The sequence below is a fragment of the Aminobacter sp. P4_H6_2 genome, from assembly GCF_056400805.1.
The window spans coordinates 1-14,737 of sequence record NZ_JBFUKO010000080.1 but is presented as its reverse complement, the minus strand read 5'-3'; the positions used below and the strand labels follow the sequence as shown (position 1 = coordinate 14,737).

The window sequence follows — 14,737 nt, the reverse complement described above, 5'->3', positions numbered from 1 at the left end:
CATCAGCGAAACGTATCATCTCATTGCTCGCGGCGTCGAAGCGAAACATCGCCTTGTGTCGCAGATCGCATGCGAAGCAATTGCCGGCGCTGTCGAAGGCGATGCCGAGCAGGAAGCCACCCGTTGCCGCCATCCGCTCGACCGCCTTGCCTTCGGCGTCTATGCGCAGCAAGTCGCCGGTCTCGGTGCCGCACCAGATCGAACCGTCGGCATGGACCGCAACGCATTCCGGGTGTGCTACGCGCGGCTCGGTGAAAATACCGTCGAAGAAGACGCGGGCCGCGGATATTGGCAGCAGCGGTTCCATGGGGTCACCTCGCTTGGTTCTTGGGCAGGCAGCGTTCGACGACGTCACGGTCGAGCGCCAATATCTCGTTGAGAAGCGCTGTGCGTTCCTTGGCGCTGACAAATTCGAGGCGGCGCAGGCCARGCGGATCGATGCGGTTTCGCAACACCGAAAGGACGGCCGGATCGGGTAACGCAACTTCGCGGCAATCCGGATCGAACGAAACTGGGAAGGCGGTCGCTTCGCGGACGCGCTGTTGTGAAATTCCTGGCATCGTCTCAGCAACGATGAGCTCGCGCGTTTCGGGGTCGAGCCGGAAGACGCAGAGGTCGGTGAAGACAAACGCATGGCCGGTGCGATAGCCATGTGGCGCGCGTTCGGCTTCAGTCAGCAGCCCGCGTGCCGAACTGGCGATCTCCACTTCATTCACGACCGACAATGGCGAGTGCCGCGGAACGTAAAGCAGGTAGTCGCGATGCATGTTGGCGACATCGGCCATGCCGCCTTGTCCCGGCAGACGTATGACGCCACCGGATGGCTTGTCGATGGCGATGGTGTTGACCCGACCGCGGCGGTCCACCTTTGCTGCGGCGACGATCTCATGCGTCACCGCGCCGGCCTGGTAGTAGGTCGAATAGGTGTCGTCGCCGCCTGCATGCGCCGCCGCCGTCTCACCATCGAGGCTTTCGAGCAGTGACAGGATCATGGGGCTTGGTGCTACATCGAGATGGCCGCAGCTCATAGTTGCGATGATCATGCCGGGCGCATGGGTGGCCTTGGCCAGCCGGTAGGCGACATTGGCCAGCGGTGAGACTGCGCCGGCGCTGGCGAAGCTGTCGTTGCCGAGCTCAGAAGCGATGCGTGCGGCCAGAATCTCATCGATTGTGGCTGGAGCGGCATCCGACAGGACGGCCGGCTTCGCCAGTTCGGCAACCACCTTGTCGACGGAAGCTGCATCGATCTTCGCCGCGTTGACGATTTGCGGAGGTACTCGCTCTGAGGATAGCGAAATGCCGTCGGACAGCCGCTTTTCCGTATCGCCGAAGGCCTGTGAGAGCCGCGCATAGTCGGTGACATAAAATGGCAGGCACGATGTCGGATAGGCGGCGCCCGGGGCCACGGCGATGGCTGTCACCTGATTGCGCGTCAGCACTGTCTGGCGCCCCGCCTCGGCGAGACTGCCTACGGGCACGATCTCTTCGACGGTAACGAGAACCTGCCGGGCGGCACCGACCATGGCGAGATCCAGAGCTCTTGGCCCCAGGATCTGGACGTTGCCGCTTTCGTCGGCGCGCTGGGCGTGTAGGACGAGCGTGTCGAGGCGCAAGGCAGGAATGACAGCCACCTGTTCGCCGGTGATCGGATCAGCGGCAAGCTTGGCGCCCGGAACACGCTCCAGCATGTCCGAGCCGGCCGGCGGCTGAAACGGCAAGGAAGGCAGGTTCTGCTGGGCAGCGCGCAGGGCCTGAATCATGGCCAGGGCCATCCAGTCGCGAACGGGCAGGGCCCCGGTTTCAGCGGCCTTGCGGAAGCGTGGTGGCAGGCCGAAAATGTCGAGGCTCGAAAAACAGACGTCGATCTCGGCGACCGCGTTTGCCTCCAGAAGCAATTCCAGCGGCAGGCCACCAGCCCATGAAACGTAGCGCAGACTGTCTACGCCACGTTTCGTTACGGCATTGAGCAAGGCGATCGGCAGGCGGGCAAAGTGATGGCCGCCGACGCCGAAGACGTCGTTCGCTCGCACCAGGGTGGCAAGGCCGGCCACATCGGTGAAATGTGGGCTGTTGGATTTGACCAGGGAAATGCGGGTCATTGCGAGGCTCTGCTCATAGGGACTCCACGGATATGCGGTAGTGCGTTTCGAAGAGGCTATCCGGCGTGAATTCGAGTGCCGTCGGCACGCCCGACAAGGCAATCGGGTTGTCGGCCAGCGCAGTCGCTGGACCAAGCCCGAACGGCGAACACACCGGTTCGATGCCGATGGCGAGATGGCGGCCGTTCCAGGGTTCGGCGGTACGTCCGCGGTTCGACATCCATAGAAGCAGACTCGGGAAATCGTTCGGGTTCCACGACAGTCTGGCCCGGTAGCCGTCAGCAAGGTTGGCCAGCGCCACGTGGCCGTCCAGCCCTTCGATCTGCAGAAGTTCCTCGGTGTCGGCCATGAAGGGTAGCGTCGACGCGTCGATGGCCGCGCCGCCATTGCGTGCCGGAACAGTGGTGATGTCCTGGAACGTTGTGTTGGCGGCGAAGATCGCCTTGCCGGGTTCGACGGTTTCCGGATAGGTGCGCCCGACACTGAAGGCGCCGAGCTCGAGCTGCGCCGAGCCTGGTTGGGTCGGCAGGCGGAACACCGGATGCAGGCCGATCGGCAGCCGGCATTTTTGTCTGACGAAGATCCTGAAGGTCAGGTCGACAGCTGGCGCGTTGGCGTCCGGCACCACGACGCGCTCGACGCGGGCGACAGGACTGCCTGCCGGGTAATCCAATGCGAGCGCCAAGGATGCTCCGTCGCCGTCCTGCCATTTCCAATCATGGTTCGAACTGTGGCCGTGCACTTCCTCATCATCGACCGGCGGCCACATCACGTTCACCCATTCGCGCGGCCAGCCATCGCTGGGCACCGAATACCCAAAGGGAACGCAGGGCCATTCACCGCGCAGACGACGCAAGATCCCTGGCAGTTCAGGCGTTTCAGGCTCCGCGGCCCAAGGTGCGACGTGCAGCGGGGAAACCACCCTGCCGTCAGCCAGCTTGAACTGGACCGGCGCCATCATGGCGCCCAGCCGCTGGACCGTCAGCGAGCCATGGGCCCAGTCGAGAGAGCGTTCGGCGTCGGTCATTGCTTCGATTTCGCCGTACTTCTTTCGGCAAATTCACGGACGCGCGCCTTGCCGATTTCGCTGCGGTAGAGTTCGCCGAGCAGGTCGCGCTCCATGGCAAGGCCGGCGGCCAGATCGCCAGTCAGGGCATGCGCGGTCAGGCGCTTCATGCCTTCAATGGCCATCGCCGGTTCAGCGGCGATGGCCTCGGCCAGTTCCATGGCGCGTGGCAGCAAAGCGGCAACATCGACGATTTCATTGACAAGCCCCGCGGCGACGAATTCCGAAGCAGGAACGATCGCACCCGTAAGCAACAGCATGTTGGCGCGGTTGCGTCCGAGCTTGGCGACGCTACGCTGGGTGCCACCGCCACCCGGGATGAGCCCAAGTTTTATCTCTGGCAGGCCAAGCTTGGCGAACTGATTGGCAAGAACGATGTCGCAGCACAGAACGAGTTCCATGCCGCCGCCAAGCGCGAAGCCGTTGACGGCAGCGATCACCGGTTTGGCGTTATCCTCGATTGCCGCATACATGCGTGTGCCGGCAGCCTGGAATGCATCGAACTCGGCACCTGTCTGCGCGGCATATTCCTTGATATCGGCCCCGGCCATGAAGCCGCGACCCTCGCCGGTGACGACTATGGCGCCAACCGTTTCGTCCTTCGACAGGCTTTCGAAGGCCGTTGTTATCTCGGCCTGCATCAGCTTGTTCATGGCGTTAAGCTGGTCGGCGCGGCGGAAGGTGACGAGCGCTGTGCGTCCCTTCCTCTCGACAGTAAGCGTCAGGTATTCGGCCACCGTCATGCCTCTTGCACGGTCATGTCGCCGGCCGCTTCCAGCTCAGCGATCTCGTCGCTCGACAGGCCAAGCTCAGCCAGAATCTCACGGCCGTGCTGACCAACCAGCGGGGCAGGGCGGTCGATGCTGGCAGGTGTTTCGCTCATCCGGACAGCCGGGGCAACCACCTTGACCTTGCCGCCGCGGGGATGATCGTAGCTGGTGATCATGCCCATATGGGTCACTTGCGGATCTTCGGCGGCGCGGCGGATATCCTTGACCTCGGCGCACCAGATGTCGACGCCAAGCAAGCGCGCGAGCAACTCGTCGGTCGAGAACTTCTTCGTCTCGGCGTTGACCTTGTCGAACACTTCGTCGCGTTTGTCGAACAGGGTCGTCAGATCGTCGTATACGGCGAGCTGCGGTGCCTCAAGCACCGTATAGAGCGTCTTGAAGGGGCTCATGGCGATGGAAACGTAACCGCCATCCGATGTTTCATAGATACCGAACGGCGCCTGCATGCCGGGGTGTCCGATGCCTGAGTTCGGGCGGACGAAATCCTCACCGAGATTGAGCACCGCGACATATTCCTGGTTGAGATGCGCAAGCATACCTGCGAGCAGGTTGACCTCGATCTTCTGACCTTTGCCAGTCTTCTCGCGGTAATAAAGCGCGGTGAGGATGCCATAGACCATGTTCATGGCGCCGATCTGATCGGCGAGGCCGGCGCCGGCGGGGACAGGCGGCTGATCGCCTCGGCCGGTGTTAGCGGCCACGCCGGCAAGGCCCTGGATCAGCATATCCTGGCCGGGGCGGTCGACATAAGGACCTTCCTCACCATAGCCGGAACCGGAGCAGTAGATGATACGCGGATTGACCGCCTTGAAGTCCTCGTAGCCGTAGCCGAGCTTGGCCAGAACGCCGGGCCGGAAGTTCTGCACCACGACGTCGGCGTTCTTCGCCATATCCATGATGATGGCGTGCACCTTGCGGCTTTTGAGGTTGAGGGCGATGGAGCGCTTGTTGCGGTTCCAGGCGAGGAAGTTGGGGCTTTCGGACCCACCCACCCATTTGGCGAAGAAAGTCATGCCGCGGAACATGTCGCCCGAGCCGGCACGCTCGATCTTGATGACATCGGCGCCCATGTCGCCGAGCAACTGCGTCGCGAACGGACCCTGCAACAAATGGCTCATATCGAGGATGCGAACGCCTTCAAGGGCCTTGTTCATTTCTGGTCTCACAAAGTGTCAGGAGTTATGGGGGATGAAGTGGGGCATGGCGGTGAGCCCGCCGTCTACCCGCAGGTCGATGCCGGTGGTGAAGCCGGCTGCATCGCTGGCGAGATAGACCGCGGCCTCGGCTACTTCGGACGGCTTGCCGATGCGGCCGATCGGATGCATGCCGATCCAGGACTGCATTAGTCCAGGCCCGAGCTGTTCGATCACCTGTTCGTTCATCGGCGTGTTGATCGTGCCCGGCGAGATCGAGTTGACGCGGACATTGTGTGGGCCGAACTCGACCGCCATCTGGCGGCTCATCGACATCACGGCGCCTTTGGCGCCGGCATAGGCCGTCCAGCCGTCGAGGCCGATATGTCCTTGCGCGGATGCCATGTTGATAATCGAGCCCGACTTCTGCCTGATCATGTGCGGCAGTGCATATTTGCAGCCGCGAAAGACGCTAGTGAGGTTGACCGCGATCAGGCGGTGCCACTGCTCGTCGGTCATTTCGTAGACCGGCATGCCGCCGATGGCGATTGCCGCATTGTTGACCAATACATCAAGCCGGCCCGTCTTCTTGACAGCAGCATCTATAAGACCAGCAATATCGGTTTCGCTGGACACGTCGCAGTGCAAGAAGTCTGCCTTCATCCCCTCCGCGCGGAGTTTTGCGGCGGCGTTGGCGCCCTTGTCGTCAGCGATGTCGCCGAGGAAAACGTGTGCGCCTTCCCGTGCCATCGCTTCCGAGATCGCGAAACCGATGCCGTCCGCAGCACCGGTGACAACAGCCGTTCTTCCTTCAAGTCTTTTCATGTCAGGCTCCCTGCGCCCGGCGGCGCTTCAACTCGTCGAAGCTGACCGCGGCGATGATGATCATGCCGGTGATGACCAACTGCCATTCGGTCGGCAGGCCAAGGCCACGAAGGCCGTTGGACAGGAATTGCAGGATCAACACACCGAGCGCCATGCCTGTCAGGCTGCCGATACCGCCAGCGAGGCTGACGCCGCCAAGTACTGTTGCTGCGACGACCTGGAATTCGAAGGTCAGACCGGCGGTGTGCTGTGCCGAACCGACCCGGGCCGCCAAGATGATGCCTGCGACTGTTGCGAGTAGCGAACTGATGACGAAGCAGATGAACTTGACGCGGCGCACGTCGTAGCCGGCGAGCCGCGCGACCTCTGGATTGCCGCCAACCGCATAGATTTGTCTGCCGAATGGCCGGTGACGCATCATGTAACCGAAGGCTACGAGCAGGACGATGGCGATGACGGCCGAATAGGGAAGGAAGTTGAAGAGGCGGCCATCCGCGAGCGCGACGAAACTGTCGAGCGATGCGTTGTCGGGGATGGCGCGCTGTCCGGTATAGAGATAGACGCCGCCGCGCAGGACAAACATCATGCCCAGCGTCACGATCAGCGAATTGATGCCGACATAGGCCGTCAGGTAACCGTTGACGATGCCTATGGTCAGACCAATCGCCAGCGCCCCGGCAATACCGAGCGCCATCGAGTTGGTATCGTTCATGATGACGATCAGTGGCAGCGCAATAGCTGCCAGCAACGAACCGATCGAGATATCAACTTCGCCTGAAATGAAGACGAGGGCACAGCCGATGCCTGCGATCAATGGCAGCGAGGCTTGGCCAAGGACGTTGGTGATGTTGCGGGCGGAAAAGAAATTGTCCGCCGTGAACGAAAAGAACGCCAGAACGACGATCAGGCAGACCAGCAACGCGACCTCTTGGCGGCGGAAGATACGCGCCAGCATCGATGGCTGGCTGCGGGTCGATTGAAGGGCGATGGTCATGCGGCGTCCTTTCCCTTCGAGCCGATCGCGGCGTTCAGGATATTTTCCTGCGTGGCGTCGTCTCGCGACATCGTCGCTGTAAGGCGGCCCTCGCACATCACGACGATGCGGTCGGAAAGGCCGAGCAGTTCAGGCATTTCGGACGTCATCATCACCACCGCCAAGCCTTCGCCGGCAAGCCGGTCGATGAGCGCGAAGATCTCGGACTTCGCGCCAACGTCGATGCCGCGCGTCGGTTCGTCGACAACGATGACCTTGAGGCCGCGCATCAGCCAGCGCGCGATCAGAACCTTCTGCTGGTTTCCGCCAGACAGGTTCTTTATCTGCTGGAACAGGCTGGGCGTCTTGATCCGGAAGAGGTCGACATAGTTCTGAACCTCCTTCCTTTCTTTCGCCGTATCGACGAACCCGCCCGAAGCGAAGCGTTCCAGGGATGCCAGGCTGGCATTCTGGTAGACCGGCAGTTCGCCCATCAGACCCTCGGTCTTGCGATCCTCGGACAGAAGGCCGATGCCCAGCTTGACGCCGCTGCCGGTATTGTGCGRCACAAGCGCCTTGCCATCGATCATGATGATGCCGGCACTGATTGGGTCGAAGCCGACGATGGCCTTGGCGAGCTCGGTGCGTCCCGCGCCCATCAGCCCGAAGAAGCCGAGCACTTCGCCGGCGCGGGCCTCGAAGCTGACATTCTTGAGCTTTCGGGTGGTGGACAGGCCCTGCACCGACAGCGCGACGCTGGTACCGGCCGCGCCACGCTGGCGCGGAAACAGGTTCTCGATGCGACGGCCGATCATGTCCTGCACCAGCGTATCATGAGTGTGCTCGGCGATCGGCTTGGTCGAGATGTGGCGTCCGTCGCGCAACACCGTGACGGTGTCGGCGATCTCGAAAACCTCGTCCAGCTTGTGACTGACATAGACAACAGCAATGCCAAGCGAGGTGAGGCGCCGGATCACCGTGAACAGCAGCGCGACTTCGTTCGGCGTCAGCGATGAAGTGGGCTCGTCCATGACCACGACGCTCGCCTCATGGGCGAGTGCCCGGGCGATCTCGACCATCTGCTGCTGGCTGACCGGCAGCGAGCCGGTGCGCGCGGCAGGATCGACGTTGAAGCCGATCCGGTGGAACAGTGCCGCCGCATCCGCCTTGATTTTCTTCCAGTCGATCGATCCGGTTTTGCCTGTGGGGTAACCCTCGAGGAAGATGTTCTCGGCGACCGTGAATTCGGAGATCAAAGCGATCTCCTGGAACACGACCTTGATGCCTTCGCGCAGGCTGTCGCGCGGGGACTTGATGGCGACCTCGCGGTCGCGGACCCGGATCGTGCCGGTGTCTCGCTGGTAGACGCCGGCCATGATCTTGATCAGCGTCGATTTTCCCGCGCCATTCTCGCCCATCAAGGCATGGACCTTGCCCGGCTCCAGCGTCAGGTCGACATTTTCGAGCGCCAGCACGCCGGGAAATCGCTTGCCGATGCCGCGCATTTCGAGAGCGGGGACGCCCGGGTCACCCTGTCCGCCAAGGTGAGAAAGATCAGCGGTCATTGYGCTTGCTCCGTACCAGGTCGAGATAGGTCGCCAGCACAATGACGACGCCCGGCACGACCATCTGCAGGTCCTGGTTCCAGCCGAGAATGATGATGCCATTGTCGATGACCTTGAGGACCAGAACGCCGAGCAGGGTGCCGAACAGCGTTCCTCGACCTCCGCTCAAGCTGGTGCCGCCAAGGATGACAGCGGCGATGACCGTGAGTTCGAAGCCGCGGCCCGCAGTCGGCTGGCCGGCATTCATCAGGGACGCCAGAACGAGACCGGCGACGCCGACGCACAGGCCGGTGACCACAAATGCGAACAGCTTCAGGCGCTCCGATCGGATGCCCGACAACCGGACCGCCTTTTCGTTGGCGCCGACGGCATACAGATAGCGGCCGAGCGTGGTGAATCGCAGCGTGACATAGGCGACGGCAAAGATCGCAGCCGCAAGGATCACCGCGATCGGGAAGGGACCGACGTAGCCAGCACCCAGTGCGGTGAACGACGGCAACTGATGGTGGTTCTGAACCGCCTCGCGGGTAAACAGGTATACGCCGCCCTGCAGCATCATCATCATGCCGATGGTGCCGATTAGCGAATTTACCCTGAGCCGCGTGGCGACCAGGCCGTTGATGAGGCCAACGCCGCCAGCAAAAGCAAGCCCAGCAAGCAAGCCCAGCGGGAGGCTGCCGGTGGCGTTGAGCACTGCCATGCCGATGCAGCCGACAAAGGCCAGTGATGCGCCCACGGAGAGGTCGRCCTCCGCGGTGATGATCAGCATTGTCATGCCCGAGGCCACGATGAGGACCAGTGCGCATTGGCGCAGGATCGCGATGATATTGGCTTCCGAATAGAACTGTGGCGCTGCAATTGAGATGGCCACGCACAAAGCCAAAAGGATTGCGCCGAGCACGATCTGACCGCTGCCGGCGATGTGACCAAGCGAGAATCGGCCGGGCGGGGCGGGTTGGGAAATGTCGCTCATTGCTTATCCACCTCACGGTGTCAGGCGATGCGCCCGAACTGGACGGGGCATCAGGGGTGCGTGGAACCGCGGCAAATATGGCCCCGCCCGACGCGGGCAGGGCCGGTTCACAGCGGCTTACTTCTTGAGATCGRCCGAAGTCTTCATGCACTTGGCCGGAGCCTGAAGCGCGTTGACGGTATCCCATTTGATGGACCGGGTTTTGCCATCGTAGTCGTAGTACGTCTTCCACTCCTCGCCGATCATCGGCGCGGTCGGGCTGACGATGTGCTCAGGCACCGCTTCGCCGTTGAAGAGTTTCACTGCGGCATCGACCGCTGTGAAACCTTCCTTTTCCGGGAACATTGCGGCCTCGATGCGATAGGAAGGTTCTTTTTCGATCGCGTTGATGAAGGCGAGGCCTTCGCCGCCGGTGCCCACGGTCAGAAGCCCATCCTGCGACTTGCCGGCGGCTTTCCAGGCTTGGAGTCCGCCAAGCGATGAATTGTCGTTGATGCCATAGATGATGTTGATGTCGGCATTCTTTGCCAGAGCGGCTGACGACACCTCGAGTGCGCGGTCTGGATTGCCGCCGCCGTCTAGATCGTGGACCATCACCGCATCGGGGACTTCAGTCTTGATGCCATCCATGAAGCCCTGCGACCGCAGAACCGTAGCCGACAGGAGCGGCAGGCCAACATTCATCACCTTCGCCACGCCACCAAGCTTTTCCTTGGCATATTTGCCGGCGGCCACGCCGGAATAATAACCGGTGTCGTAGTCGCAGATTGCGACCATGGTGGTCATGCCCTTGACCGGGTTGCCTTCCAGCACGACCGGGATGTTGGCGGYCTTGGCCTGGCGCAGCAGCGGCACGACCCCTTCTTCGTTGACCGGCGTGATGATGAGAACGTCAACGCCCTTCGCAATGAAGTCCTCGGCTGCTGATACCTGCTTGGCGATGTCGAGATTGGCGTCCTGGACCTCGATTTCGATGCCGAGCTCCTTGCCGCGAACCTGCATGCCCTTGATAACGTTCTGATACCATTCATGCGTGGCGTAGTTGGTCACGTAGCCGATTTTCTTCGGCATGTTCTGGGCCTGCGCGGAAACCGCCATCAGGGCGGCTGCCGAAGCCAGTAACAACGTTTTGGTCAAAGCCATTGTCTTCTCTCCCTTTGGTGCAGCCGTGACTGTCACCGATCTGGACGGAAACCGCCGTCCCGGGTTCGTGCGCACCTGGCCCTAGAGCAAATGCTCTGGAGCCCCGAGTGCAGCCGAAATCCTCCCTGCTGCTTCCACCGTCGTCCGCAAGACGGCGTCGCGGTCGAAACGGGCCTGCCTCTGCGGCAGGAAGGGCACCGTCAGTGCCGCGATCACCGAGCCGGTGTGGTCACGCACCGGAAGTGAGATGTTGGTGCAGGCATCGACCACCAATGAGGCGCGCACCTCGTGACCAAGGTCGCAGATCGCCTCGAGGCGAGCCTCGATTTCAGTTTGCGAGCCATAGGCATCGCCGGCTTCCACGATGCGCGCAACTGCAGCTTCGCGTTCTGCGCGGGGCAGGCCAGCCAGCAGGACCGCCCCGGAACTCGTCTCCATCGCCGGAAAGCGCGAGCCTAGCGCGACCGAGTAGCGCATCGGCAAAGGCGAATCGACTTGCAGGGCGATCATCACCTTGAGGTCGTCGAGCACGACAAGGTGGCAGCTCTGGTCCGAATTGGCCGCGAGATCGCGCATGATCGGCAGCGCGCGTTCGATCAGCCGGTTCACCGGAGGATGCATATGTGCCAGTTCGAACAGCTTGAGCGACAGACGAATTCGGTCTGTTTTGGTGCGTACCAGATAGCCACGTTTTTCCAGCAGCAACAGGATGCGGTAGACCTCGTGGATCGAGCGGCCAAGGCCCGTCGAAATTTCAGTCTGGGTCAGGCCGTCCGGCTGGCTGGCCATGAACTCGAGGATGTCGAGTACCTTTTCGGCAGCGGGAGCCCGGTATTCGCTCTTTCCGTTGTCTTCGCTGGCGGCCAGGATCTTGGAGAGAGTCATTGAGCCGCCTCGCTGCGCATCGGCTGATCGTGAGCATCCGCGTAGAGTCGCTCGAGCAGGCTGCACAATTCATCCGGTGCCAACTCGCCATAGATCGCCTTTGCGACATTCGGAGCGGCCTCACGAAAGAATGTGATGAAGCCCAGGTCGGTAGGGCGCAGATAGGACGTCTGGATCGTTTTGAGTGTGTCTTTGAAGAAATTCCGGGTCTCGGCATTCACGCGCGCATCCTGCCAAGCCGATAGCGAGCCGGGCTGACCGCCCGCATCGACGTAGAAACCGCGCTGATACTCGGGCGACGAAAGATGAATCGCATAGGCCATCGCCGCGTCACGATGCGGCGATTGCGCGCTCACCCCGATGCCTGCGCCGCCAAGCAGCGCGCCAGCGCAATTGTCGGCTGGGATGTCAGCGAAGCGGAGATGTTGGCCCTCGGTCGCCGAGGCATAGTTCACATAGCCAAATGCGTAGGGGACATAGACCACATCGTCATTGGCGATCATGTGGTCGTAGCAGCGGATCGGATTCCACTGACGCGAAAGCGGATGCGCAAGGGCAGCCAGTTCCTTGAGATCGGCAATGGCGCTCTCAACGACCTTCCTGTCGGTGAAGCCGTAGACGTCGTTGCCGGTCTTTTGCGCGCAGAATGTTAGCAGCAGGCACATGGCATCGGTTGGCACTGAGGGCAGGCCGATCCATTTTCCATGCTGCTGCACCTTGCGCGCCAGGGCGAGCAGGTCGGCGTGGTTTGCCGGCGGCGCGCCATAAGCAGCAAGGAGGTCCGGCCGATAGCTGGCCACCTGGCATGCCGCATCGATCGGAAGCGCCCACTGCCGTCCGGCCTTTGCGTAGGATGTCCAGGATTTTCCGACGGTGTCCGCCGCGAAGGCCTTGAGTTGTTCGGGCGCGAGATAGCCGTCGAAAGGCACCATCAGATGCGCTGCGGCAATGTCGCCGATGAAGGGGTGGTCGAAGATCACGAGATCATAGGAAGACAAAACGTCAGCGAGCGCGCCTTCGCCAAATTCGTAGAGGCTGCGACGATCCCATTCGATCTGAATGTCGGGATGGGCTTCGCTATAGGGCATGACGCTGGCATCCAGCGGTCCCCAGCAGCGGCGATGGTCCCACGCCAATCCTCGCAATTTGATCACTTCCAGCTGTCCTCCGGCGGCTCCGTTTGAGCCTCCATTCAATGACTCGGTTTTTTTATTTGTGCAAGTCTCTTGCCTATATGAAAATCATAAATCGGTTTGCAGGCTCAGATGTGGCGTCGTGTCGTCGTTGGTGCAGGGCTACTGGCGGCCGTTTGCCTGGCTGCCGTATAGCGCTCGACGGTGCGCATGACGCCCCTGAGTTCCGCCAGTCCCTTCAGCCGACCGATCAGCGAGTAGCCTGGATTGATGCGCGTCTTGCCGATGTCGTCGGCGAGGAGGTGGCCGTGGTCGGGGCGCATTGGGATGATGCAATCTTCGCGGCCTACGGCCTTGCGGGCGTGTTCTTCAGCAATCAGCGCTGCGACCACCGCAATCATGTCGGTCGAACCTTCCAGGTGCTCGTCTTCATGGAAGGAACCGTCGTCTTCGCGCTTGACGTTGCGCAGATGGGCGAAATGAATGCGGCTGCCGAACTCTTCGATCATGGCAACCAGATCATTGTCTGCGCGCGTGCCGTAGGAGCCGGTGCAGAATGTCAGCCCATTTGTTTGGGTGTCGACCGCGGCGAGGATGGCGCGTGCATCGTTGGCCGTGGAAACGATACGCGGCAGGCCAAACAGCGAGAAGGGCGGGTCGTCCGGGTGGATGCATAGCCGGACGCCCATCTCCTCGGCAACGGGAACAATCTCCTTGAGGAAGCTGAACAGGTTGGCCTGCAGGTCCGAATGGCTCATCGAGGCGTAGTCGAGCAGGGCCTGCTTGAACGAGGCGCGGTCATATTTGCGTTCGGTCGCCGGCAGGCCGGTAATCAGGTTCCGCTCGATTTGGGCGATGGCTTCGGCGCTGAGCGCCTTGAAGCGCGCCTCGGCCTCCTTGATCCGGCTCTCGCTGTAGGAAGCTGCCGCATTGGGGCGCTCGATGACAAAGATGTCGTAAGCGGCAAAGTCGATCGCGTCGAAACGCAGCGCGTAACCTGTCGTCGGCATGCGCCAGGTCAGGTCCGTGCGCGCCCAGTCGACCACCGGCATGAAATTGTAGCAGATGATCTTGATGCCGGCCGACGCTATGGCGCGGATCGTATCCTTGTACTGGTCGACATAGAAGGCGCGGCGTGGGCCGTCGATCTTGATGTCGTTGTGAACGGGGATGCTTTCGACAATGTCCCAGGTCAGTCCGGCAGCGCGAATGATGTCGTGGCGACGGTCGACTTCTTCCTGCGGCCAGCGCGATCCGTCATAGATGTGATGAAGGGCCGAAACGACGCCTACCGCGCCCGCCTGCTTCACATGGGAAAGCGTTACCGGATCGTCCTCGCCGAACCACCGCCAGCACTCGCGCATATGTCGTTCCTCCGAAATCGACAGGGTTCCTATTTAATTGTTGGACAAATGGCAAGCGTGAATCAAGGGGTGGCCGCTAATGAAGGCGTTTTTGATGCTGGATAGTTGACCATTCTCAAAAATGGGTACATAGGCGTCTCATTTGTCCAACCAAATGCCGAGCGCGACTTTGAGTGTTCAAGACAATCCCGATGAAACAGAACGCGCATCCAGCCGGCTTTCGCAGGTGGACCGCGTCGTCGACCAGATCCGCAATCTGATCGGGGCTCAGAGCCTGTCGGTAGGGGATTCGCTGCCCACCGAGCGCGAACTGTGCGAGATGTTCGGCGCCAGCCGCAATACGATCCGCGAAGCGCTGCGGGTGGTAAAGACCTACGGTTTCATAGACACCCAGACCAGGACGGGTGCCGTCATCAGCGACCGCAGCCACGAAGCCATTCGCGAACTGTTCGCCTTTCAGCTGCAGCTCTCGCCGGCATCCTTTCTCGACGTGCAGGGTTTCAGGCGCATCGTCGAGGTCGGTCTGGGCGATCAGGTTCTGCAATCCGCCAGCGATGCCGATTTCGACCAGCTCGACGCTATCAATAGCCGTATTTTGGATGCGACTTCGGCGCAAGAGGCGGCAGATTGCGACTTTGCCTTCCATTTTGCGCTGATCGAACTGACCGGCAACCGCACGCTGACGGAAACTTACCGGCTGCTAGCGCCAGTGATCGGCCACGTCATGACGGTGGGCAAGAAGAATGCGAGCGTGCTCGGCGAGACGTTTCGGGCGCATGGGGAGATC

General features: G+C 61.5%; 14 protein-coding genes. 1 reads left to right on the top strand and 13 read right to left on the bottom strand.

All coding sequences use genetic code 11. The features are described from left to right. The 13 genes from AC1DUU_RS09165 to uxuA all read right to left on the bottom strand — a co-directional run. Nucleotides 1-307 (bottom strand): SMP-30/gluconolactonase/LRE family protein (locus AC1DUU_RS09165; protein WP_476783109.1); only part of this gene is annotated, 307 nt, incomplete at its 3' end. Between the two features lie 4 nt (nucleotides 308-311). Then, nucleotides 312-2,099: a CoA-transferase gene (locus AC1DUU_RS09160; protein WP_476783108.1), complete on the bottom strand. Its 1,788-nt coding sequence runs from the start codon at nucleotides 2,097-2,099 to the stop codon at nucleotides 312-314. Between the two features lie 13 nt (nucleotides 2,100-2,112). After that, the gene (locus tag AC1DUU_RS09155) at nucleotides 2,113-3,126 is read right to left on the bottom strand and encodes a hypothetical protein (RefSeq protein WP_476783107.1); all 1,014 of its coding nucleotides are present in this window, start codon (nucleotides 3,124-3,126) and stop codon (nucleotides 2,113-2,115) included. Beyond that, nucleotides 3,123-3,908 (bottom strand): enoyl-CoA hydratase/isomerase family protein, encoded by a 786-nt coding sequence (locus AC1DUU_RS09150; protein WP_476783106.1) that lies wholly within the window; start codon nucleotides 3,906-3,908, stop codon nucleotides 3,123-3,125. Before AC1DUU_RS09150 ends, AC1DUU_RS09155 begins: the two co-directional genes overlap by 4 nt. Beyond that, nucleotides 3,905-5,110: a CaiB/BaiF CoA transferase family protein gene (locus tag AC1DUU_RS09145; RefSeq protein WP_476783105.1), complete on the bottom strand. Its 1,206-nt coding sequence runs from the start codon at nucleotides 5,108-5,110 to the stop codon at nucleotides 3,905-3,907. Before AC1DUU_RS09145 ends, AC1DUU_RS09150 begins: the two co-directional genes overlap by 4 nt. Before the next feature lie 18 nt (nucleotides 5,111-5,128). Beyond that, a complete protein-coding gene (locus tag AC1DUU_RS09140) occupies nucleotides 5,129-5,914 on the bottom strand; it encodes an SDR family NAD(P)-dependent oxidoreductase (protein ID WP_476783104.1) in 786 nt (261 codons plus the stop codon). A 1-nt stretch (nucleotide 5,915) separates the two neighbouring features. Continuing rightward, the gene (locus AC1DUU_RS09135; RefSeq protein ID WP_476783103.1) at nucleotides 5,916-6,908 is read right to left on the bottom strand and encodes an ABC transporter permease; all 993 of its coding nucleotides are present in this window, start codon (nucleotides 6,906-6,908) and stop codon (nucleotides 5,916-5,918) included. Next, on the bottom strand, nucleotides 6,905-8,452 hold the full coding sequence (locus AC1DUU_RS09130; protein WP_476783102.1) for a sugar ABC transporter ATP-binding protein: 1,548 nt from the start codon (nucleotides 8,450-8,452) through the stop codon (nucleotides 6,905-6,907). Before AC1DUU_RS09130 ends, AC1DUU_RS09135 begins: the two co-directional genes overlap by 4 nt. After that, nucleotides 8,442-9,425 (bottom strand): ABC transporter permease, encoded by a 984-nt coding sequence (locus tag AC1DUU_RS09125; RefSeq protein ID WP_476783101.1) that lies wholly within the window; start codon nucleotides 9,423-9,425, stop codon nucleotides 8,442-8,444. The genes AC1DUU_RS09130 and AC1DUU_RS09125 overlap by 11 nt, the downstream gene beginning before the upstream one ends. Nucleotides 9,426-9,542: 117 nt before the next feature. Continuing rightward, nucleotides 9,543-10,568, bottom strand: a complete 1,026-nt coding sequence (locus tag AC1DUU_RS09120; RefSeq protein ID WP_476783100.1) for a sugar ABC transporter substrate-binding protein — start codon at nucleotides 10,566-10,568, stop codon at nucleotides 9,543-9,545. A gap of 81 nt (nucleotides 10,569-10,649) precedes the next feature. Beyond that, nucleotides 10,650-11,453, bottom strand: coding sequence for an IclR family transcriptional regulator (locus tag AC1DUU_RS09115; protein ID WP_476783099.1), 804 nt, complete (start codon nucleotides 11,451-11,453; stop codon nucleotides 10,650-10,652). After that, entirely contained in the window at nucleotides 11,450-12,541 is a 1,092-nt protein-coding gene (locus tag AC1DUU_RS09110; protein ID WP_476783098.1) for an ABC transporter substrate-binding protein, read from the bottom strand. The genes AC1DUU_RS09115 and AC1DUU_RS09110 overlap by 4 nt, the downstream gene beginning before the upstream one ends. Before the next feature lie 173 nt (nucleotides 12,542-12,714). Beyond that, the gene (gene uxuA / locus AC1DUU_RS09105) at nucleotides 12,715-13,950 is read right to left on the bottom strand and encodes a mannonate dehydratase (RefSeq protein WP_476783097.1); all 1,236 of its coding nucleotides are present in this window, start codon (nucleotides 13,948-13,950) and stop codon (nucleotides 12,715-12,717) included. 169 nt (nucleotides 13,951-14,119) lie between these two features. Here uxuA and AC1DUU_RS09100 point away from each other — a divergent pair. Then, nucleotides 14,120-14,737 (top strand): FadR/GntR family transcriptional regulator (locus AC1DUU_RS09100; protein WP_476783096.1); only part of this gene is annotated, 618 nt, incomplete at its 3' end.

Bases quoted from the DNA above. Each gene is read 5' to 3' on its own strand.
- AC1DUU_RS09155 (WP_476783107.1), bottom strand. From the start codon at position 3,126: ATGACCGACGCCGAACGCTCTCTCGACTGGGCCCATGGCTCGCTGACG.
- AC1DUU_RS09150 (WP_476783106.1), bottom strand. From the start codon at position 3,908: ATGACGGTGGCCGAATACCTGACGCTTACTGTCGAGAGGAAGGGACGC.
- AC1DUU_RS09145 (WP_476783105.1), bottom strand. From the start codon at position 5,110: ATGAACAAGGCCCTTGAAGGCGTTCGCATCCTCGATATGAGCCATTTG.
- AC1DUU_RS09140 (WP_476783104.1), bottom strand. From the start codon at position 5,914: ATGAAAAGACTTGAAGGAAGAACGGCTGTTGTCACCGGTGCTGCGGAC.
- AC1DUU_RS09135 (WP_476783103.1), bottom strand. From the start codon at position 6,908: ATGACCATCGCCCTTCAATCGACCCGCAGCCAGCCATCGATGCTGGCG.
- AC1DUU_RS09115 (WP_476783099.1), bottom strand. From the start codon at position 11,453: ATGACTCTCTCCAAGATCCTGGCCGCCAGCGAAGACAACGGAAAGAGC.
- AC1DUU_RS09110 (WP_476783098.1), bottom strand. From the start codon at position 12,541: ATGCCCTATAGCGAAGCCCATCCCGACATTCAGATCGAATGGGATCGT.
- uxuA (WP_476783097.1), bottom strand. From the start codon at position 13,950: ATGCGCGAGTGCTGGCGGTGGTTCGGCGAGGACGATCCGGTAACGCTT.